This window comes from Robertmurraya sp. DFI.2.37 (assembly GCF_029211245.1).
Taxonomy (GTDB): Bacteria; Bacillota; Bacilli; order Bacillales; family Cytobacillaceae; genus Robertmurraya; species Robertmurraya methanolica_A.
On sequence record NZ_JARGEJ010000066.1, the window covers coordinates 1 to 21410 of the forward strand.

The 21410-nt window shown below is 36.5% G+C and carries 15 protein-coding genes and 2 pseudogenes; 3 read left to right on the forward strand and 14 right to left on the reverse strand.

Annotated features, from left to right (window positions below; genetic code table 11):
- Positions 1–646: 646 nt before the first annotated feature.
- From PZE06_RS22140 to PZE06_RS22170, 7 genes and pseudogenes are all read right to left on the reverse strand, one after another.
- Positions 647–868, reverse strand: coding sequence for a twin-arginine translocase TatA/TatE family subunit (locus PZE06_RS22140; protein WP_150917852.1), 222 nt, complete (start codon positions 866–868; stop codon positions 647–649).
- Between the two features lie 69 nt (positions 869–937).
- Positions 938–1843: a 4Fe-4S binding protein gene (locus PZE06_RS22145; protein WP_150917855.1), complete on the reverse strand. Its 906-nt coding sequence runs from the start codon at positions 1841–1843 to the stop codon at positions 938–940.
- Between the two features lie 50 nt (positions 1844–1893).
- Entirely contained in the window at positions 1894–2727 is an 834-nt protein-coding gene (locus PZE06_RS22150) for a dimethyl sulfoxide reductase anchor subunit family protein (RefSeq protein ID WP_275792047.1), read from the reverse strand.
- A gap of 18 nt (positions 2728–2745) precedes the next feature.
- Complete coding sequence (locus tag PZE06_RS22155) at positions 2746–3318, reverse strand: DMSO/selenate family reductase complex B subunit (protein ID WP_150917551.1); 573 nt, start codon at positions 3316–3318, stop codon at positions 2746–2748.
- A gap of 23 nt (positions 3319–3341) precedes the next feature.
- On the reverse strand, positions 3342–5741 hold the full coding sequence (locus PZE06_RS22160) for a DMSO/selenate family reductase complex A subunit (RefSeq protein ID WP_150917548.1): 2400 nt from the start codon (positions 5739–5741) through the stop codon (positions 3342–3344).
- A 52-nt stretch (positions 5742–5793) separates the two neighbouring features.
- Positions 5794–6456, reverse strand: a complete 663-nt coding sequence (locus PZE06_RS22165) for a TorD/DmsD family molecular chaperone (protein ID WP_150917545.1) — start codon at positions 6454–6456, stop codon at positions 5794–5796.
- Positions 6457–6850: 394 nt separating this feature from the next.
- A pseudogene (locus PZE06_RS22170) lies at positions 6851–8105 on the reverse strand (transposase); the annotation flags it as partial.
- Positions 8106–8809: 704 nt separating this feature from the next.
- Here PZE06_RS22170 and PZE06_RS22175 point away from each other — a divergent pair.
- Entirely contained in the window at positions 8810–9733 is a 924-nt protein-coding gene (locus tag PZE06_RS22175) for a hypothetical protein (RefSeq protein ID WP_150917542.1), read from the forward strand.
- 434 nt (positions 9734–10167) lie between these two features.
- On the opposite strand, the gene PZE06_RS22180 is transcribed toward PZE06_RS22175, so the two are convergent.
- The 7 genes and pseudogenes from PZE06_RS22180 to PZE06_RS22210 all read right to left on the reverse strand — a co-directional run bounded on the left by PZE06_RS22180 (position 10168) and on the right by PZE06_RS22210 (position 18781).
- Positions 10168–10671 (reverse strand): ATP-binding cassette domain-containing protein, encoded by a 504-nt coding sequence (locus tag PZE06_RS22180; RefSeq protein ID WP_150917539.1) that lies wholly within the window; start codon positions 10669–10671, stop codon positions 10168–10170.
- 198 nt (positions 10672–10869) lie between these two features.
- Positions 10870–12414: pseudogene (locus tag PZE06_RS22185) on the reverse strand (IS1182 family transposase); the annotation flags it as partial.
- 167 nt (positions 12415–12581) lie between these two features.
- Positions 12582–13415 carry a dimethyl sulfoxide reductase anchor subunit family protein gene (locus tag PZE06_RS22190; RefSeq protein ID WP_275792048.1) on the reverse strand — a complete coding sequence of 278 codons (834 nt, stop codon included), beginning with the start codon at positions 13413–13415 and terminating at the stop codon, positions 12582–12584.
- Between the two features lie 93 nt (positions 13416–13508).
- Positions 13509–14042, reverse strand: a complete 534-nt coding sequence (locus PZE06_RS22195) for a DMSO/selenate family reductase complex B subunit (protein WP_225310833.1) — start codon at positions 14040–14042, stop codon at positions 13509–13511.
- A 21-nt stretch (positions 14043–14063) separates the two neighbouring features.
- Positions 14064–16640 carry a molybdopterin-dependent oxidoreductase gene (locus tag PZE06_RS22200; protein ID WP_150917606.1) on the reverse strand — a complete coding sequence of 859 codons (2577 nt, stop codon included), beginning with the start codon at positions 16638–16640 and terminating at the stop codon, positions 14064–14066.
- A 77-nt stretch (positions 16641–16717) separates the two neighbouring features.
- Positions 16718–17431 (reverse strand): TorD/DmsD family molecular chaperone, encoded by a 714-nt coding sequence (locus PZE06_RS22205; protein WP_150917608.1) that lies wholly within the window; start codon positions 17429–17431, stop codon positions 16718–16720.
- Positions 17432–17446: 15 nt separating this feature from the next.
- Positions 17447–18781 carry a radical SAM protein gene (locus PZE06_RS22210; protein WP_150917611.1) on the reverse strand — a complete coding sequence of 445 codons (1335 nt, stop codon included), beginning with the start codon at positions 18779–18781 and terminating at the stop codon, positions 17447–17449.
- 224 nt (positions 18782–19005) lie between these two features.
- On the opposite strand from PZE06_RS22210, the gene PZE06_RS22215 reads away from it, so the two are divergent.
- On the forward strand, positions 19006–20229 hold the full coding sequence (locus PZE06_RS22215) for a PucR family transcriptional regulator (protein ID WP_225310831.1): 1224 nt from the start codon (positions 19006–19008) through the stop codon (positions 20227–20229).
- A gap of 102 nt (positions 20230–20331) precedes the next feature.
- Positions 20332–21312: a molybdopterin-dependent oxidoreductase gene (locus tag PZE06_RS22220; RefSeq protein ID WP_225310832.1), complete on the forward strand. Its 981-nt coding sequence runs from the start codon at positions 20332–20334 to the stop codon at positions 21310–21312.
- Positions 21313–21410 lie beyond the last annotated feature (98 nt).

Here is a 21410-nt window from a genome sequence, read left to right on the forward strand (position 1 = left end):
ATACCAAAGAAGCAGGTGCCTTTTCTTGTTTAAAGGCAATAGTCAAGGAACAAAGTTGATTGTTCTTAAAGCTTTAATAGACCTAAAACAAGGTCGATTTTCAAGGTGCGAAAGTTGAGTAATTTATATATGCGATTGCTACCAAACACGTCATTTACTATCTTAACTGTTAAGCATGAACATTTTATGAAAATCTGTTGAAAAATTTACATTCCTGTAATATTTATTGCCTTAACACAAAATATTAATATACTCCTTTTTCAAAAAATGTCAAGTGAGCATATCTTGTAAAACATCTGATATCACTACTGCTGTATGGCTTCGCACCGTTTCACAAGTTTGCATGAATAATTTTTTTATGAAAAAATGAACTTTTTTCTTTACACATTATTAATAGACGTTTTACCCCACAAAAAGGTTTCATTAAACATCATTTACAAAAAAAAGGCTAATGCTGATCATCAATCAGCATAAAGCCTTTTAGAGCGATGTTGTCCTAATTAAAATTCTACTTTCTTCTATTATTAATGTTTCCGGCACTGTTGCCAAAAATCATGTTATCAACAATTTTGTTTAACATAGCCATAAATTAATAAGCCGGTATCGAAAGTCATGGTAATAAGCTTTCGATACCGGCTTTTTTTACTTATGAATCGATTTTTTTCGGCTCGTCTGTTGAATTCTCGTCTTTTGATTTTTTTTCATCTTCTATTTTATCATCTTCCATAATCCCTTTTGTTGAGTTCTTAAATTCTTTAAGGGATTGTCCAACCGCACGACCAATTTCAGGCAATTTTTTTGGTCCAAAAATGATAAGAGCAAGAACTAAAATTAAGATCAATCCAGGAATCCCAATATTTGATAACATGCTTTTCACTCCTTTTAAATCACTAGGCTCCATTACATATCTATCCAAATGCATTGTATCATAAGGTTATTACCTTGTAATCTGAAACTGTGTTTTTTTCATACAAGGTACACATTGTAGCTGATTTTCTGATAATGTCTTAAAACTTGTTTGACAAGTTGAGCAAACATGTGTCCTTAAAGAATGTTCAATTTGCTTGTAGGGAGACACCTTTTCAGTAACAGTGAGCGCTTTTTCAGGACAGATATCTTCACATAATTGACAAAATGAACAAGCTTGGGCTGAAATAACAAATCCTTTATCCGTTATTTCTAAGCATTTTTTATCGCATAATTTTTCACATGCATGACATAATGAACATTTTTCAATATTTAAATCAATCATTGCAAACTGATGATGAGGATAATAACGTGCAAGCTCAAGAGCAGTCTGATTAAAACGCCATTTGGCAGGAGCCATTTCCTTAATTAAAGATTGCGTTCCTTCTTTCCATGAATAGAAAAGCTCACGTCTTGATATGACTTCTTCTGAACGTTCAACTTTCGAATGCTCAACAGTTAAGATTCGCCCCTCTAGCTGCAACAATATTTCATTTGCTTCTTTCACCGCATGATCCCATTGCTCGTTGTACCCATCCTCTCCCACTATCCCTTTGAGTCCCTTTTTAGCGTAAACTACTAGCTCCTTAGCAGAAGGTGGAGTACTTTTATCTATCACAATCCGCCCTTGATGGATTTCTCGCTTTGGAAATATCCCTGCAATGGCCTGAACAGGACATGAAACCAAGCACTTTCCACATTCATTACATTTCTTATAATTAATTTGAGGTACTCCATTTTTCATTTCGATTGCTTTTAATTCACATGCTTCAATGCAACGGGAGCATGTTGAACGCGGACTTTTGCAGCGAGAACAAGTTGGTAATATTTCATATTGATAATCCAAGCTCTCAATCCATTTACTTAAAAGACCCATCTTCAACACTCCTCAAACGAAAGGAAAAGTGTCCCCTTCCTTTTATTCACTCAAGCTCCTAACACATAAAAGACATATCGGCTCATGCCTTCGGCAAACACCAGAACAGCTAAAGCCACATAAGCAAAGGAAAACGATACTTTTTCCTGCTTGGCGATTGAAAGATAGCCTAAGAACGCTACAGCCATTACCTCGATGATCCAGCGAATGGCTACCGTTGTTTGATAATCGGCTAGAGAAGCTAACGCATTCGTTCCTTCAATCATATTGACCTCAGGCAGTACCGAACCAAATAGGGCAACGCCGATTAATTGAAGGCCGATCCCTCCTAATGAAATATAGAAGGCATTTTTAATCAAACTTTGCGCCTTATCCTTTAACTGTGGCGCTAGTAAACTCGCAACGAGCACCGGTCCCAGGACGAAGGCTGTGCCATAAAAGGATGTGAACGTATGAACCGAGTTCCAGCCACTTACTAATGAATTGGCATAGATCATCGCCATACAATAAATATCCACTAATCCTATAAGGGCTGATAAGATTAAGAGCCAATGATGAACCTTTTTCTGGACAAACGCTAGTCCTGCCGTAACACAAGCAGCTCCAATGAACAAGCCTGTCACCAATATTTCACGACTCATCCAGGATGAACCTAAGTTGCGAATCGAGTTTAGAGCGTGTGACGGTGTTCCTAAGTGGGCAAATGAAGCGATTAAACCGACAAGGGACAGAGCCGCAATGACAATTAAGGGGATTCGCATTGCTTTAAATGCCGTTCCTTCACCCCATTGGTTCATTTTTTTATAGAAAATCGCTAGAGTCAGCATCCCGCCGATAGCAATTTGCAAGCACACGGTAAATAGTAATAATGCCCATTCATGCATCGAAATAACCTCCTTTATCTACTTTGCACTTTTATGTGCACCTATAACAATACTTGGATTGGTAATAGATGAATTGGGGAGACCTTTTATATTGTTTATATCACCATACTTTGCTCGCAATTCTTCAATTGAACCATATTCAAGTGCACGCATAGGGCATGAACCAACGCAAGCTGGATCTTCATTTTTTTCAATCAAATCAATACAAAAATTACATTTTGTCATTTTCCCAATGATTTCATTATATTGTGGGGCTCCATACGGACAATTCCACATACAATATTTACAGCCAATACATTTTTCATGATCAACTAATACAACACCATCTTCTTCTCTCTTGTGCATCGCACCAGTTGGACAATTCTCCACGCATTTAGGGTTTGCACAATGGTTACATGAAAGTGATGTAAAAAATGTTTGTACATTTTGTATGAACGCTTCATCACGTTCTATATAGTCCCCTTCCGTATATTCATAAACTCTCCGATAGTTAACATCAACTTCAAGATCATTTTTATCTTTACAAGCAACTACACAAGCTTTACATCCAGTACAATATTCGTTATTTATATAAAAGCCTAGCTGTACCATTACATGTTCACACCCTTCTTTTTCTATGCCTTCTCAACTTCAACTAAGTTAGTATGTTGAGGATTTCCCTTAGCCAATGCAGATGGACGTTGACTTGTTAGCGTGTTGATGTTTCCTCGCTGATCAATTCCATTTTTATCAGGTGACCACCAAGCTCCCTGTGGGATTGCTACTGTTCCAGGAATAATTCTATTCGTGAGTTTAACTGGCATATGAATTTCTCCACGCTCATTAAAAACCTTTACTTTGTCACCATCTTTAATATTTCTCGTTCTCGCATCTTCTTTATTCATCCACATGACTTGTGGTCCTGCTTCTTCTAACCATTTGTTATTATCAAAAGTTGAATGGCAACGGCGTTTGTAATGCCAGCCAATAAGCTGTAATGGATACTTCTCAATTAATGGATCTTCAGGTCCTTCCCATGAAGAAACATATTTCGGTATTGCCGGAATTTCATCCAATTCATTCATATCCCATAACGCTTTCGAGAAGATTTCAATCTTACCTGAAGGTGTTTCAAATTTATGATTTTCTGGATCTTTAATTTGCTCTTCAAATGCGATTACCGTTTTATCCTCTAATGAGACTTGATAGATCCCTTTCTTTTTGAATTCATCGAAGGTTGGAAAATTCGGATCTACCTTTCTTGACTCTTCAATTGACCACATAACCCAATCTAATTCATTTTTTCCTTCAGTAAATTCTTTTTCTACTCCAAGCTTTTGCGCCAGCATCGTTAGCCACTCATAATCCGATTTCGTTTCAAATAGATTATCAATACACTTTTGAGACAAAATCGCTTGTTGTGAAGGAGCCCATGTTGTTCCAATATCCCATCTTTCCATAAATGAATTGGATGGTAATAAAATATCAGCAAATTTTGCACTTGGAGTCATAAAAATATCACTAACTACAATTAGTTCAAGGAGGGATTCATCCTCTAATATTTCTGCCGTGCGATTGCAGTCGGAATGCTGATTTATTAGAGTATTTCCTGCTAAATTAAACATTGCCTTAATATTTGTCGGCAGCGTCTCTTGCCCTTCTGGTAATCCCTTCACTCCATCTTTTGCACCCATTTCTGTTCCACGAACAACAGCGTCCGTCCAAAGGAAACAAGGAATCGTTAAGCCACCTAATGGATTATCTCCTTTTGGTACAGCAGTGGTTTTTACGAGGCTAACATAACCAGCACCAGAAGCCCAACCGCCTCGAACACCGACATTTCCAGTAATGGCGGCAAGCACCGTACCACCTCTTACAAATTGCTCACCATACGCTTGTCTTTGTGGTCCCCAACCTTGTAATAAGGCTGATGGTTTATTTGTAGCAAATTCTCTTGCAAGTTTTCGAATCGTATCAGCAGGCACCCTGCAAATCTTCGAAGCCCACTCAGGTGTTTTTGCTACTCCATCCTTTTCTCCCATAATATAACTAACGAGAGACTCTCCTTCTGGAACCCCTTCAGGCATATGTTCCTCATCGAAGCCCACACAATATTTATCTACAAAATTCTTATCGTATAATTTTTCAGAGATAATAACATACGTCATAGCATCCATCATGGCATTATCAGTAGTTGGCGCAATCGGGATCCACTCATCCGCTAATGCTACAGCTGTATCAGATTGCCTTGGATCAATCACGACGATCTTTACCCCAGCTTCTTTTGCTTTTCTAACATAGTAATCTGTTACGCCAAATCTCGTTTCTACCGGATTATGGCCCCATAAAATAATAAGCTTTGAATCTGATAAAGTATTTAAAGTGCTTCCCGTTTGCGTCGTTCCATAAGTAAACGGTGTAGCATTTGAAGTTTGTGCTGAGCTGTAGGAATTGTGGTAACCGAGATATCCTCCAGTTAAACCCAGGATTTTTTGTATCATATTTCCTGCGCCAATAATACTTCCTGAATGCCCGCTTGCATAGTTACTATACCGACTGGCCGGACCATATTTTTGCGTGATTCTAGTTAATTCTTTAGCAATATAATCAATAGCTTCTTCCCAAGATATTTTTTCAAACTTACCTTCTCCCCGTTTACCGACTCGTTTCATTGGATATTTTAGGCGATCAGGATGATAGACAAATTGGCGGTAGCCTCTCCCGCGAATACATGCACGAAGCTGCGGCAGCTCAAATGTATCTTCTTTTGTATCTGTCGTAAGACGTGTCACAACACCATCATTTATATGAGCTTTTATTAAGCACCTACCACCACAGTTAACAGTAGAACAAGTGGTAAGTATTTGTTCATCGAGATTTTCACTCGGCTCCTCTGCACTAACTTGAGATAGCATTCTCGTTCCTTGTACGGTTCCCCCAATCACTACTGGAGCAGTAACTGCGCTTGACCATTTAATAAAACTCCGACGAGACATTTTATTATCACTTAAACTGTCAAATATATCTTTGCCCATGCTTAACCCTCCTGTTTTCCCATAAATTTACTATCATAACCTTGTAATTAGGCTAAAAATACAACTCGTTAATAACATCCATGTCAAAAATAATGAAATCTTCCAACATTCGTGCAGAAGATATGAATAACTCTGATTTAGCATGGTTTTGAATATCGCTTGAAAACGACGGTACCCACTTAGCTAAATGCTCTTTAAGCATCCTCTTCTGTCCATCTAACAAATGATTATAAATTGAGACATTATGTTCTTGTTCCGTTCTCTCTATTAATTGGATCATGAACTGTAATTCATAGCTAATATGATCCTCTGCCTCTATATGTTGATCAGGTTTTCTCTCTAGCGCTAAATGATAAGTTTTAAAAAGTTCCTTCACTTCAAATGTGGGAAAATCAAAAAGACATCTATCTTTTCCTCTATATACTGATTCCCAAGGAGGCGCTAATAAAGAATCTGGGCCAATAAATAAACGAAAATAATCATCTCTTGCCATTTCAATTGCTGCTTTTTCATCGTCGCTGATAAAAAAATGATAGAATCGTTTACCTCCATCGATTTCCTGTAACCCTTGTATATTAAAGCTATCTTTAATATTGAAATAAGTTTCGAGATCCATTGGCTGTGAGAACAAGATATATTGGAGTTGATAAAAGTCTTTTCGAGCCTTTAAAAGCTGAACATTTTTGTCTTTTATCCTTTCAACTGTATAAGTCATTTTCTCATCGTCTCCAGTCATATTATTAATTTTCCCCATACAATAACCGATTGGGTAAGCAAAAGAAGCCTGGCAAAATAAATTTCAGCGCTACCAAAATCAATTCCAAATTCCTTTTATTGTGAATGTTATCACAATCTTTACCTTATCTTTATTATAAAATTGGGCTAAATAAAATGATACGTTCTTCATACACAAAAAAAAGGGGGCAATTTTGTTTGCGGTGAACAATTAATTTTTACGAACTTGTGACGGTATATATGGAGACAAAAGGGGATTAAAAGGTAAGAAAGAAGAGGCTGGGACATAAATAGCCTCTAATAAAGAGAAAGGTGAATTTGAGGGTACTCAAATTCACCTTTCTCTATTTTTTCGTGTTAATTCTTCTATTATCTTAGTTAATGGCAGTGAATTTTCTTAAATTCACTGCCATTAACGCGAGCCCCATTTCGTTTTCTACCTTCGATTTTCCTCGTACAGAAAATCGAGTGAAACGCAAATTAGCCTTCAAGAATTTAAAAACTGAGTTCACATCTATTTTGCGTTTTCGATAGATGACACCGGTTTTCTCTTCCGAAAGCTTAGCTCTTACATCTTCTTCTTTGTTATTCCCATCTTTCATTTACCATAAGTTTTCGATTGTTGCCTTCTTTTGCTTTTGTACATGATGAACGGATTGGGCATCCTGTACAGTTTTCACTCTCGTAGATTTTGAACTTCGTTTGAAGCATATAGAGTCTTTTCACACAGACACAGACAAATACAGAAAAATATTTAAACTTCAGCTATTTCCGGTTGGGGTATGTGTATGTATCTGTTTCTTTTTTATACTCCTAGTTGTCGGAATTAAATGAGTTTTGTTTATACTTTTTCTTTTGTTCCTTCAAATACATGTTATAGGTAATCAACACTTCTCATTTTCTATTAGCAAGGATATCATAGAAGCTTTGTTCATTGCCATAACCGGCATCTGCGACAATATGTTTCGGTAAATCGAAATAATGCTACTCAATCTCATCGAGGATTGGAATGGAATTAACGTACGTGTATCTGTTGGATTTGAAAATAATTTATAGGCAAGTGAGTATTGGCCTTCCGTTGCGATTTGTACATTGTAACCAGCTTTCAATTGTCCGTTTTTCAAATAACATCTTTCATTCGTATAAAGGTCGCAACTTTGTCTGTTTTCGAATAGCTGATTCCAAAGCCTTGTTGATATTTCTGTTTTTGCGAGACAAAACCTATCAATTGTTTACGGACTTACTTCGGGTATTTACAGGGCTTTTCGTTCTGCAACGTCTGAAGTTACTTCTAGTTGTTTACCATACGTTTTTATAAACTCGTCTACTTTTTGAACCAATTGAGTATGTTCTTTTCATGACAATTGTTCCTCGCTTTCCCGTTCCAGTTCATGCATGATTTCTTCTCAAGTAACTTATTGTACAGTTGGTTGATTTTTTAATTAAACTTTGATGAGACTTTTCAATAGATTTCTTCTAGACAAACGTAAATTTATTCGTATTCGCCTCAATCTTTGTACCATCAATAAAAATCACATCTTGATCAATCAGTTTTTCTTCAATTAATGGGCAACGGAATTGAACGAAACATTGGCTAATTAATTCTTTCACTTCGGATTGAACACGGAATCAGTTGATAAGTAATTGAAGTCGTATTATGACCTATGAATCTATATAATGGTGTTAGAGTTTTTTTGCCTAGAGAATCTTTTGGCAGGTGAAAAAACATCTTTTTTACATGTTAATATCAGCATTACTAATGACTTCACTTCCTTAATTCGCTATCAACTAAGTTTAAAGCTTCAACAATCTAATCAGACTCCTTTTTCTCAAATTCTCGAATAAGTTCCTCCCATAATACAAAAAAACCATAAAATTATTAATATGTAACTATTTCTGGTTTTTTATATCTAGAATATTCTTTAATATTATGGCTAGTAGAATATAGTTAGATAATTGGAAAATTGCATTTATGTCTTGGTATAAAAATAAATATCTAGTTACAAATGGAAAAAGAAAAGTTATAACTATTGCTAAAACTATACTAAGGAACAAAAATCCAGTAACTTGTTTCAAAAAAACATCTCCTTTATTAAAAGTCATACCTAAGATAACATATTATCCCAAAAAAACAAAATACATCAAGCTATTATAAAAACAGTAATTTTTCCCTATATATTGTAATATTTAATAGGGAATTTCAAGCTCCTCTCCAAAAAAATACGAACATACCCCTATTGATAATCCAAAATATTTCATTTTTTCCACGAAAAGTTAGTGATATTATTTTGTTATACTTTACATATATTCTAATATTTGGTAAAATTACTCTTGTGAAAATTGGAAAATTTAAGGAGGATATTATAAAAAAAATAATTTTAGGTATTTTTATGGCATTAAGTTTGACTTTATTTTCAAGTCATACTTTTGCCGAAGAAAAACTAACGGTACAAGCCGTAGATACAACATTAGTTGAAATGGGCTTTTCTTCCGAAGAAGTAAAAAAAATTAGCGAAAAAACCAAAAAACAGATAGTTGAAAGTGGTGGAGAAAAAGCAGATTATACAGTTGAGGATGTAACATTAACCTACCAAAGTTTGGATGGTAAAGTCTATGAAGTAACAGATGCAAACAAAAATGAAATTGCTTTAATGGAAAAGAAAGATAGAAAAATAGCTCAATTAATAGATCCGCTCGCATTCGCAGGAATCGATGAAGAACAATTTAGAGAGTTCCAAACTTTTAGCTCTGGTTTTAACGATCGAGCTGAAGGTGATTGGTATGGTTCAACTTATATCACAAAAGTTGGTGCAACTTCTACCAATAATATTTATGAAGTTTGGACTGAATGGACTTGGACAAATGGACCAAAAGCATGGTGGACAACTGATACAGTTGCTACAGCGTGGGACATTGGTTTTACAGCACAACAAAATTCAGATAAACAATATAGATTTGTTGTAAGAAGATATGCGGATGGAAATATTAGAACAGATAATATTAATGATTTAAAGATTTTACATGATCAGTATGGTCATCAGGCAAAAGTTCCTATAGGCACATTCTTACAACAATCTGGTGGAATTTCTGAGAAATTGCTTATAAATAAGTCTGTAAAAGGTACAAAAGGATTATTAACGGTTTATGCTCATCCTACTACACCACTAGGAACATCAGCTACTATCGGTCCTGTTTCAATAGATTTTTCCACATTCGCTGGATATAAATGGAGTTATAGACTTAATATTAATTTATAATTCTATGAATTTACAAACCTACTTTACACATATAAACCTGTCACTTCTATGTTCAGGTGACTAATTATCTTTAGTATACTAAATGAATAATTAGGTCTTTATACAATCTGAAAGTTCATCTAACCTATAAGGTGTTCTGCTAATAAAACACCAAAAATATACGCAAAGAAAATTTTTGTTTAAAAAGAGCCGATTTTCCCTAATCTAAGGGTAAAATTTGCTCTTTTTTATTGGTTTAGAAAACCCCTTGTCTACTTCCACAATTTCTCCTGATTTTCTACGGTTACGTAAAGTGGCTTTATACTTATCTACCTGTGCATTATACATTTCAGCATATTCACCATTTTTTAAAATAAACTCTTTGTGGCTACTAATCCCAACAAATCCACCTTTTTCATTACCACTATTTTACCAGCGATTTTGCAGAAATCATTCTATGAGATATAAAAATCCCCACTTTCCTTTGGATCTAAGGCTGAAGTTGGTTCGTCCAGAATAAACAATTGCCCTCTTTTAAATAAAGCTCTTGATAGAGCTATCTTTTGCCATTGTCCTCCTGAAAGTTCCTCACAATTATTAAGCATTCTACCTAAAATGGTATTAAATCCGTTAGGTAAATGCCCAATGAAATTATTTAAATTATTATCAATAATTTTTGCTAACCTTTCGTTATTCGTATTATCTGAATTTTCAAAAAATATATCCTCTTTAACAGTAAGATTATATTTCACAAAACCTTGAAATATAGTCATAACTTCTTGAAATATGGAATCTAACTTAATACGATTGAGAGATAACCCCTCGATTTTAATTTCATTATCTTTTGTGGGATATATAAGAGTTGTTTTGTCAGATCCGGTACTTCCAACTGTCACTACCTTCTCATTAGATTTTATGGTTAAATTAATATTTCCTAATATTTGATAGATACGTAAAATTGGATATTATCATCGGTGTGATTCCAGATGACATAAACCCTAAAGAATGGGAATCATCAAATAATAATATTCCGCTAAAAAAGAGAACATGAGGCTGGGACAAAAATAGCTTCAAATAGTGAGAAAGGAGAATTTGAGTGAACTCAAACTCTCCTTTCTCTATTTTTTACTATTAATTCTTATACATCCTTATCTGATGGCTGTGAATTTTCTTAAATTCACGGCCATTAAAACAAGGCCCATTTTGTTCTCAACCTTTGATTTTCCACGAACAGAAAATCGAGCGAAAACGCAAATTGGCCTTCAAAAATCCAAAAACTGGTTCTACTTCCATCTTACGTTGACGATAGATGGCACCTGTTTTTTCTTCTGAAAGCTTTGCTCTCACATATTCATTTTGATGTTCCCACTTCTCGTTCACCATTAATTTTCGATTATTCCCATCTTTAGCTTTTGTATAGGATGAACGGAATGGGCACTCCGAACATTCTTCACATTCATAGACTTTAAATTCCCGTTTGAATCCTGTTTTATCCGTACGTTCAGATTGATATTTAAAGGGAAGGCGTTTGTGATTTGGGCAAGTGTATGTATCGCTTTCTTCATCATACTGCCAGTTGTCTGGGTTAAACCCGTTTTGTTTATGTTTTTTCTTTTGTTCCTTCACATACATGTTATACGTTATTAGTGCTTCTCGGTTTCTGTTTGAAAGGATATCATTAAAGTTTTGTTCGCTGCCACAATATGCTTCGGTAATTCGAAATAACCTTTCTCGATTTCATCTAGAAATGGAATTAACGTACGTGTATCTGTCGGATTTGAAAATATACTATACGCAAGTGTGTATTGACCTTCCGTTGCGATTTGTACATTATAACCTGCTTTCAATTGACCATTCTTCATATAATCATCTTTCATTCGCATGAATGTTGCATCAAGGTCTGTTTTCGAATAACTATTACGTGTACCCAAGATTTCAAAGTCCCGTTGATAGTTCTGTTTCCGTACAAGATAATCAGTCAACTGCTTACGCACTTGCTTTGGATATTTTCGTTCACTTCTTAATACTTTTCTTTCTTCTACGCTCGATGATGCTTCTATTTTTTGGTCATATTCAGTAATGACTTCATCTACTTTTTCAATCATTTGGTCCAGTTCTTCAAGTGATAATTGCTCATCACTTTCTCGTTCAATTTCAGGTAAGATCTCTTTTTCAAGCAACTCATTGTAGAGTTGATTTGATTTTTCAATTAAGCTTTTGTGATATTTTTCAATTGACTTTTTCCATACGAATGTAAATTTATTCGCATTCGCTTCGATTTTGGTCCCATCAATGAAAATCGCTTCTTGATCGATTAATTCTTCTTGTACAAGTTGACAACGGAATTGGATGAAGCATTGGCGAATGAGATCTTTCACTCCAGGTTGAACACGGAATCGGTTGATGGTTCGGTAGCTTGGTTCATATCCTTGAGCTAGCCACATCATACGGATACTATCTTTTAATAGGGCTTCCATTTTACGCCCCGAAAAGACAGATTGAGTGTAGGCACATAGAATAATTTTAAGCATCATGCGTGGATGATAGGCAGGACAACCTTCATTTCGAAGAAATGGTTCAAACGCTTCTTGAGGGATACTTTCAACTAAATGATGAACATGGAAGGCAATATCATTATTTTGTAACTTTATTTCTAAATCGAGAGGTAAAACGATTTGATTCATGGTATAATCTTTAAACATAAGGACACTTCTTTCTGATTGGATTTTGTTGTGGTGACTTAATTTTATCAGAAGAGGTCCTTATTTTTATTCTAAAAATACTCAAAGCCGGTGAAATTTTACTCTCGTAAAATTTCACCGGCTTTTTCATCTTAGAGGTGGGTTTTGTCCCAGCCTCTTCTTATTCGTTACGCTCCTAACACATAAAAGACATACCGGCTCATGCCTTCGGCAAACACCAGAACAGCTAAAGCCACATAAGCAAAAGAAAACGATACTTTTTCCTGCTTGGCGATTGAAAGATAGCCTAAGAACGCTACAGCCATTACCTCGATGATCCAGCGAATGGCTACCGTTGTTTGATAATCGGCTAGAGAAGCTAACGCATTCGTTCCTTCAATCATATTGACCTCAGGCAGTACCGAACCAAATAGGGCAACGCCGATTAATTGAAGGCCGATCCCTCCTAATGAAATATAGAAGGCATTTTTAATCAAACTTTGCGCCTTATCCTTTAACTGTGGCGCTAGTAAACTCGCGACGAGCACCGGTCCCAAGACGAAGGCTGTGCCATAAAAGGATGTGAACGTATGAACCGAGTTCCAGCCACTTACTAATGAATTGGCATAAATCATCGCCATACAATAAATATCCACTAATCCTATAAGGGCTGATAAGATTAAGAGCCAATGATGAACCTTTTTCTGGACAAACGCTAGTCCTGCCGTAACACAAGCAGCTCCAATGAACAAGCCTGTCACCAATATTTCACGACTCATCCAGGATGAACCTAAGTTGCGAATCGAGTTTAGAGCGTGTGACGGTGTTCCTAAGTGGGCAAATGAAGCGATTAAACCGACAAGGGACAGAGCCGCAATGACAATTAAGGGGATTCGCATTGCTTTAAATGCCGTTTCTTCACCCCATTGGTTCATTTTTTTATAGAAAATCGCTAGAGTCAGCATCCCGCCGATAGCAATTTGCAAGCACACAGTAAATAGTAATAATGCCCATTCATGCATCGATATTACCTCCTCATTCAAAACGAATTATTTTCTGCATTTACATTTTTTATTTAACAGCCCGGTCGTATTTTGGCTAACTCCTTTAGCCGTTTATGCGTTAATAATAAGATTTGGTTTTGTTATTGTAGATGACGGAATTCCTTTAATATCTGCGTTAATACCATATTTCTTTCGCAACTCGTCAATGGGGCCAAATTCAATGGCGCGCATTATACAAGAGGTAACACAGGCTGGTTCTTCCCCTTTTTCCCTTAAATCAAGACAGGTATCACATTTTGTCATTTTTCCAAGTTCTTCACTAAATTGTGGAGCTCCATACGGACAGTTCCAGACACAATATTTACAACCAATACATTTTTCATGATCAACCAAAACAACTCCGTCTTCATCACGCTTGTACATTGCTCCTGTTGGACAACCTTTCACACACCCGGGCTTCTCACAATGATTACAAGAGATCGAGACATGAGAAAAAGATGGTTTTGGAAAAGTGCCTTCCTCAAAATCATAAACCCTACGGAAATTACGCCCAACTTCTAAATCATTTTTATCTTTACATGCTACGGTACATGTTTTACATCCTACACATTCAGCTACATTTATATAAAAACCTAATTGCGTCATCATTCATGCCCTCCTTCTTCTCTAAAACTTAATTATTCGTTGCTCCCATTTTATATCCTCTTCTAAAGGCTCACCGTTCCACTTTTCTACATTACAACGGGCAGAATTAAATCCTGATGAACCAAGCCCTTTCGGAATATGTGCAACAAATAAGTTATCTGCTCCAGCTCGATCAATACCTGTCTTCTCATCGATATCGACCCAGGCTCCATGAGGTAATCCAATTGTCCCAGGAATAATACCCTCAGTAATTTTGGCCGGACGAAGGGCTTGACCATATTCATTTGACATTAACACTGTTTCTCCATCTTTAATTCCTATTTCCTGCGCGTCTTTTTGACTGATATAGACTGGATTTGGCCATGCTTCGCGCAATTGTGGAACATTGTCAAATGTACTGTGAGAACGTCTTAGATAATGTGGATTAATCACTTGATAAGGATACTTTCCTTTTTTCTTTTTGTCCCAATCTTCAAAAGTCGTCTCATAGCCGTGAACCTTCGGCTCGTATTTCGGTATCGGGGCAATTTCAGAATAAGCCTTTTTTGACAGTTCATTAATGGCTTTACAATAAATTTCGAATTTCCCACTTTCACTTGATACAGGGTTTCCTTCAGGATCATCAATAAAATCCTTGTAGGCAATAAAACCAAAGTTATCACCTGGTTTTCTAGGAATTTGATAAATTCCTTGATCTACAAATTCCTTTAAAGGAATTCTCCCCTGTTGTGGACTGCCTTCAACGCCCCACTCTTTAATATCATTCGCAGTAATCGTACATAACGGTTCATAGTCAATACCGTTTTCTTTCACGACCATGCTCCCGGCCAACTGATTGAAGTATTGTTGTTTTTCAGAAAACGGAAATACTTTCTTCGGATCTTTTCCAAGTGCTGCAAGCAGCCCTTCCGCAATTTCTTGGTCTGTTTTCGATTCATATAACGGATCAATAATTTTCGACCATGTGATTAAGATTTCACGATTTCCTCCTTTTACAGCTCCTTCTGTTTCCCATTGTGTAGCCACCGGTAGAACAATATCGGAATATTTCGCATTTGTTGTAAGAGCATAAGCATTGGTTACGACAAACTCAACCTTGCGATGCGCTTCAATTCCTTTAGCAATATTACTTCTTGTCTGTAATGTGTTGTTGTAGTTATGATAAATAAATTGAATATTAGCCTTTCTTTCTCCCTCATAACGTTGAAGGAACTTACCATCTAAAACGGCATCCCAAATTTCATTTTCATTAATCATATTGTCAACGGCATTCGCTACACGTTCAGTCCCGGACCCACCAGCAGTTAAGAGCATCGGTCCCATGTTTCCTGCATATTCCCAACAGCTAACACCCGTCATATTACCAGGACTTCCCATATGTCCGGTCATCATACCGAGTGCCGAGAATGCTTGAACCCATCCTTCTCCATTGCTTATCCGAGCAGGTGCCCAAGCTGTCAGCAATGCCACTCGTTCGGTACCACCAATTTCTCTAGCTAATTCACGGATTTTGCTTGGCTCGATTCCACAAATTTCGGATGCCCATTCAGGCGTTTTCGGTTGGCCATCATATGTTCCAAGAAGATAATCTTTAAAATTATCATTTGGACCAGCACCTTCTGGCATATGTTCCTTATCAAAGCCAATCGTATACTTGTTTAAGAAATCCCATTTTACAAGCGGATTTGTTTTTGGATCATCCTCATCTAACAATGTATACATCATCGCTAAGGCTAATGCATCGTCAGTTCCTGGTCTAATTGGCACCCAATCAGCGTCAAAAACATTAGCTGAGTCGGTATACATCGGGTCAATCGAAATAAATCGTGCTCCAGCTTTTTTCGCTTGAAGATAGTTGTATGTTACACTTCCCATCGTGCTCCATGCCGGATTCGCTCCCCAAAGCACAATCAATTGCGAATTGCGCAGATCAAGACGGTCATTTATTCCATTGACAGCCAGCCCTTCGCCCACACCCATATTTTCATAGATCCATCTCCAGGCACCCCAGGACGAGCTACCGTAGCATGCAGAATAACCGCCTATTTCAGCCATCACATTTGTAATATTAATGTCTCCTCCTGTTACAAGGACTGATTCATTACCATACTTCTCTGTAATTCGTTTTGTTTCTGCTGCAATCAATTCAAAAGCCTCATCCCAAGAAATTCGAACCCACTGATCATTCCCTCGCAGTTCTTTCTTGCCGCCTCCAGGCTCCCAATTCTTCCTTTTCATCGGATATTTTAAACGGTCTGCGTTAAATACTTGTTTTCGTTGGGAACGACCTCTTAAACATCCCCGCTGTTGTGGAAAGTCTGGACTATCTGGATGTGTATCATCCGTCTTTTGCCGAACAACAACTCCATCTTTAATTAACACCTTGTTCAAACAACGGCTTCCACAGTTATGCCAACACGCAGCAGTTTTCCAAACTCCTTCGCCAGCACTATCCTCAAGGCCAATGTTCGTATCTGCTTTCGCAATGAGTCCCCTACTTACAGGAATTGCAGCAGTAGCCGCAATGGCAGAAGACCAGCCAATGAAAGATCTTCTGGACATCTTAAACTCATTTGCTTTTTTTAATAAATCAAACATCTTAATATCAATCTCCTTCCGTTCTAGTATTCTTTCTTTTGTGATTGTGAAATCCATCACATGAAAAGATAAACAAATTATGTTAGGGCTTCACTTTTTATCACTTCTATATTCAATAGTTCTTGAAGAACAACTGAATCCATGGTTAAATAATGCAGCAAAATCTTCGCTATTCCTTGATAAAATTGAGTTTCTGCGTTTGATATCATCTTTTCACAAAACTCTGGTGCAAACTTTAGAAGATGCTCATGCAAAAATTGTTCTTGAGCACGTAATAAGTAGTCGATTTCCTGTAAGTGCTCCGCTTTCGCCGAATCGAGCGTTAATTGATTTAATCGATAAATAAAATCAAGCTCTAAACCAATATGATCCTCCGCTTCAACATTTTGCTTCGCCATTTCAAATCCAAATTTCTCATATGTTTTTCGGACATTAATTGTACAGCTTTGAAAAAGCATGGGCTCCTTTTGCACATAGATTGATTCCCAAGGCGGTACCGGCAATTCAAATGGTCCAATTGTCATTCTTGTATAATCCCAATGCAACTGTTCAAAGTGGTTTTGATTATGAAGAACATCATATTTTTTCACATAAATTTTTATATCCTCAATTCCTTCTAAAATCCCATCACAGTCTTGTGCAAAAGGAAATTGCTCGAGATTTTGCTGAAGGAAGATTTTCAAATATTCTTGTGTTGGTTCTTCAATCAAAAATCTTCTTAAAATGTCATAAGCATAATCTCTCGCATGGAAAAGATCGATTAAATCTGAGATTGCTATTTTTTCAGTCATTTTCATCATCCTCCTTTAACACTTTTTCTCAAAAATATCCTCTAATTCAAACAGAGAAGAAGTTGTCCAATCCAAACCAACTTCACGAACGTACTGCTCTCCTTCGTTCTCTTCAATCACTACTGAAGAGATCGAGATTTCCACATCCCTATTTTTTAAATAAAGAATATCCATAACGGAAAATTGAATAAAGTCATGGCTCGTATTTTCTATATAAAAAATATTTGCCTGATCGAATAGTGCTTTCGCTTTCCTTATTTCTTTACCAAACACTTTTGCCGTTTTTAAAAAATAATCTTTAGTGGAAAAAGTATAGGTTTGATCAGGACACTGCCGTTGATTTTGTTGGTAAACTTGACCGGTATGCTTATTCTCAAGAGAACAATAATGAACACCCATTTTTAGTCCCTCTTCCAGAGCAAAATCGACAAGCTCCAAACATTCCTTTTCACTGTCTGCCACCGCTAATCCTCCTGCATACCAATAGTTGTAATACACTTCATAAGGTGGATATTTTAACTGAAGCCCTCTCTCTTTAAAGGCTTCAGCATTACCTAATGGAAAACAAAGCTCCAATAAATTAATGCCAAAAATATTTAACCTATCAAGTTTTAAGAGGAGAACTTTCATTTCCTCCAATGTTCCAGGGACAACTGGCATCTCGACGAGAATATTTGGGATAAAATCTCGTGAGAGCTCAATTTTTTGAAGCAAATGATTAATTCTTGATACAGGGTCGTCCATTTTTACACTAAAACGAATCTCATTCAAATTGGCATTTTTTAATTGCTGGAGCAATTCTTGATCAAGAAGATCCCCTGTTGTATAAAGTCTTGTGTATGTTTCAGGTGAGTTTCGATGAGCGGTGTCAAAAAACTTGATTACCTCATCTTTAAACAACAATGGCTCACCCCCAGTAAGTGCTAAATGCTTCAGCTCAATTCCTTGAGCCAATATATCAAGCAGTTCCTTCTGAATATCTTTTTGCTTATTTTTATAAATTAAATAATCTGCCTGATTTGGGTTAAAGCAAAAGAAACAATTCCGATGACATTTTAATGAAGGGTAAGTCGTATAACTATTGCTGCCAGTTTGGCAAGCTTCACATGCACTAGAAATTCTATTAATGAATATGCTTTTATTATTATTTCTAATAGATGCACCTGCATGATGAAGATTTTTCAGCTTTGTATTTCTATCATAGACCACAGATTCTCTCTGAAACGGAAGGCCGAAGGTTTCGATTTGATGGATAGTTTCACTTTCAATATTTGTATAAATTTGAGCATACTGTGCAAACGATTTATTTTTTATAAAATACACATTATCACTTGTAATTTTCCGTAGCATAATCTCACGTCCTTTTTCACAAAATATGTGAAACAAATCACAAAGTTTATTTCATTATCATTATAAAATTGGAATTACATAAAAGATACGTACCACGTATACAAAAAAAGTGGATGAAATTTGTCTACTGCAACCAATCAATTTTTACGATCTTGTGACTTTGATTGTTGGATAAGTAAGGGTGATTTAAGATTAAGATGAACCAATTATGATTGAGGAAAGGAATGAACGAGTTGGAAGAGAGGTTTATCGTGCCAGAATTAATTCATGATTTACTTATAGCCTCTCATGAAGGGCTAAGTGGCGTAGCAATGAAATTATCCGAAGTTTTATCTGTACCTATCATTATGACTGATTCTCTCTACCATGTGCTGGCATCTTCCTATCATAGAGAGTCGTTAGAAGTAATCGTATCTACTTTTTTTGAAAATTCTACACATAGCGAGTTTTTCAAATGTACATTAACTATAGATGGAGAGGATTATCGTGCCTATGGCTATCCTCTGAAATTAAATTCACAAAATAGCGGATATCTTTTTTTGCTTCAAGAAACAGAAGAATTACTCCCCATCGAAGACTATGAAGCAATTATTCGCTATGGCGCATCATTAAGCACCATTACCATGAAGCAAATGGTCGATATAAAAAAAGAGAGCCAGCGTTATAAGGATGCATTTCTCTTCGATCTCCTTTATGGAAATTTTAAAAGTAATGATGATATTCTTTCATATGGTGCAATCTGGAAATGGGATTTCAATCAACCACACGCAGTTATTGTCCTTTCTATGACTGAATACAATCCCTATTCAGAGGATCGGCAGTTGATTAATTCTCTGCTCTATATAACAGAAAAAGCTCTAGCCCAGCATGGTTTAGAAACGATTGTCATCCGCAAACAGAGCGAGGTTGTTGCGATTCTTCCTGTCAACGAGCAGACAAATTTCAGCGAAAATGCGAGGCTGAGCGATTTCATTTCTTATATTATTAAACAAGCGAAAAGCAGTCCTATTGGCGACAGAGCAGCATGCGGTGTCGGGCAAGTTTATCAAAATCCGAGTGAGCTTTTCCGCAGCTATCAAGAAGCAAAGGTCGCATTCGAAATCGGGCAATTATTAAAAATTGAGATTCCTTATTTTAATGATTTAGGGCTTGAAAGAATTTTATATAAGCATGATCTGCAAGATTTAAAAGAATACTACAATCATATTTTAGGACCGCTACAAAAATTTGATGAAACCCAAGATGGAGATTTAACGTTCACACTTGAGAGTTTAGCAAAGCATCAATTTGATTTAAAGCAAACATCAGATGCGATTTTTTTACACCGAAATACGCTCAGATACCGGATCAAAAAAATTGAAGAAATTTTAGAGATTAAACTAGACGATATTAATAATCGCTTAAATATTGTAGCAGCTCTCAAAATAAAACAACTTCATAAAGTTTAATATATGTGCTGTTTTCACTAGCCGTTAAAGCACTTTTACACATGATGACATGATAATATGTGAATTATTGAGCATAAACGATTTTTGAAAGGGGGGATTACCGTGCAAATTTTTCGCAACACTTGTCCTAGAAATTGTTACGGTACATGCAGTATGCTTTCTTATACAGAAAATGGAAAGCTAATAAAAGTGGCTGGTGATCGGATGCATGGATTTACACAAGGTCATCTATGCGCAAAAGGCTACGCATATACGCAATATGTTTATAATCCTTTGCGCTTAAAATACCCAATGATGCAAACAAAAAGAGGATCTGGCAATTGGATGAGAATTTCTTGGGAGGAAGCATACCGGATAATCGCCGAAAAAATAATTGAACTATATGACCGCTATGGCTCGAATTTGGCGAGTGGCTACAATAAATTTTCTGGAAATTTAGGGCTGCTTCATTATGCTGTCGAAGGGATGTTCAATAGCATCGGCCCCCATACAAAATCATTTGGGAACCTATGTTTAGCAACGGGGGAACAAGCGGTAAAGGAATCGTTCGGCAATCTGCACAGCCCTGTTCCAGAGAACATGGCCCAATCGAAAATAATTTTTATTTGGGGGGCTAATCCTGCAGTTACAAATATCCATCAGATGAAATTCATCTATAAAGCGAAAAAAAACGGTGGCAAACTTGTCGTCATTGACCCTATTTATACGGAAACAGCCTCAAAGGCAGACTTGTACATTCAAATTAAACCGGGTACCGACGCTCTTTTGGCTCTTGGAATCGCCAAATGCTTACTCGTACACGACCAAATAGAAAAGACAGCAACGGAGTGGAATGGATGGAAAGACTATCAGCAATTACTAAAACACCTCAATCTAGCTACGGTAGCTGAGAGGACAGGAGTTAATTTTGAGACAATACAAGAACTTGCTACTCTCTATGGAACCATTAAACCTGTAACAACATGGAACGGGCTCGGAATTCAACGGAATAAGTACGGCGGTGTCAGTATTCAAGCTATTAATTCCTTAGCTGCCCTTTCAGGAAATCTTCATATAGTAGACTCTCGGAAATTAAGTAACTGATTCTGGGTCTTTTGGGGGATGAAAGCAATACTTATGAGGATACATTGGAATTTTCAAAATCGTTTTCAAAAAAATACGTGCCAAATAAACCACAAAAA

What these genes read in the sequence shown, in the direction of transcription:
- PZE06_RS22210 (WP_150917611.1), bottom strand. Translation starts at nt 18,781, where the DNA reads ATGCTACGGAAAATTACAAGTGATAATGTGTATTTTATAAAAAATAAA.
- PZE06_RS22195 (WP_225310833.1), bottom strand. Translation starts at nt 14,042, where the DNA reads ATGACGCAATTAGGTTTTTATATAAATGTAGCTGAATGTGTAGGATGT.
- PZE06_RS22155 (WP_150917551.1), bottom strand. Translation starts at nt 3,318, where the DNA reads ATGGTACAGCTAGGCTTTTATATAAATAACGAATATTGTACTGGATGT.
- PZE06_RS22205 (WP_150917608.1), bottom strand. Translation starts at nt 17,431, where the DNA reads ATGACTGAAAAAATAGCAATCTCAGATTTAATCGATCTTTTCCATGCG.
- PZE06_RS22150 (WP_275792047.1), bottom strand. Translation starts at nt 2,727, where the DNA reads ATGCATGAATGGGCATTATTACTATTTACCGTGTGCTTGCAAATTGCT.
- PZE06_RS22145 (WP_150917855.1), bottom strand. Translation starts at nt 1,843, where the DNA reads ATGGGTCTTTTAAGTAAATGGATTGAGAGCTTGGATTATCAATATGAA.
- PZE06_RS22200 (WP_150917606.1), bottom strand. Translation starts at nt 16,640, where the DNA reads ATGTTTGATTTATTAAAAAAAGCAAATGAGTTTAAGATGTCCAGAAGA.
- PZE06_RS22215 (WP_225310831.1), top strand. Translation starts at nt 19,006, where the DNA reads ATGAACGAGTTGGAAGAGAGGTTTATCGTGCCAGAATTAATTCATGAT.
- PZE06_RS22165 (WP_150917545.1), bottom strand. Translation starts at nt 6,456, where the DNA reads ATGACTTATACAGTTGAAAGGATAAAAGACAAAAATGTTCAGCTTTTA.
- PZE06_RS22190 (WP_275792048.1), bottom strand. Translation starts at nt 13,415, where the DNA reads ATGCATGAATGGGCATTATTACTATTTACTGTGTGCTTGCAAATTGCT.
- PZE06_RS22140 (WP_150917852.1), bottom strand. Translation starts at nt 868, where the DNA reads ATGTTATCAAATATTGGGATTCCTGGATTGATCTTAATTTTAGTTCTT.
- PZE06_RS22160 (WP_150917548.1), bottom strand. Translation starts at nt 5,741, where the DNA reads ATGGGCAAAGATATATTTGACAGTTTAAGTGATAATAAAATGTCTCGT.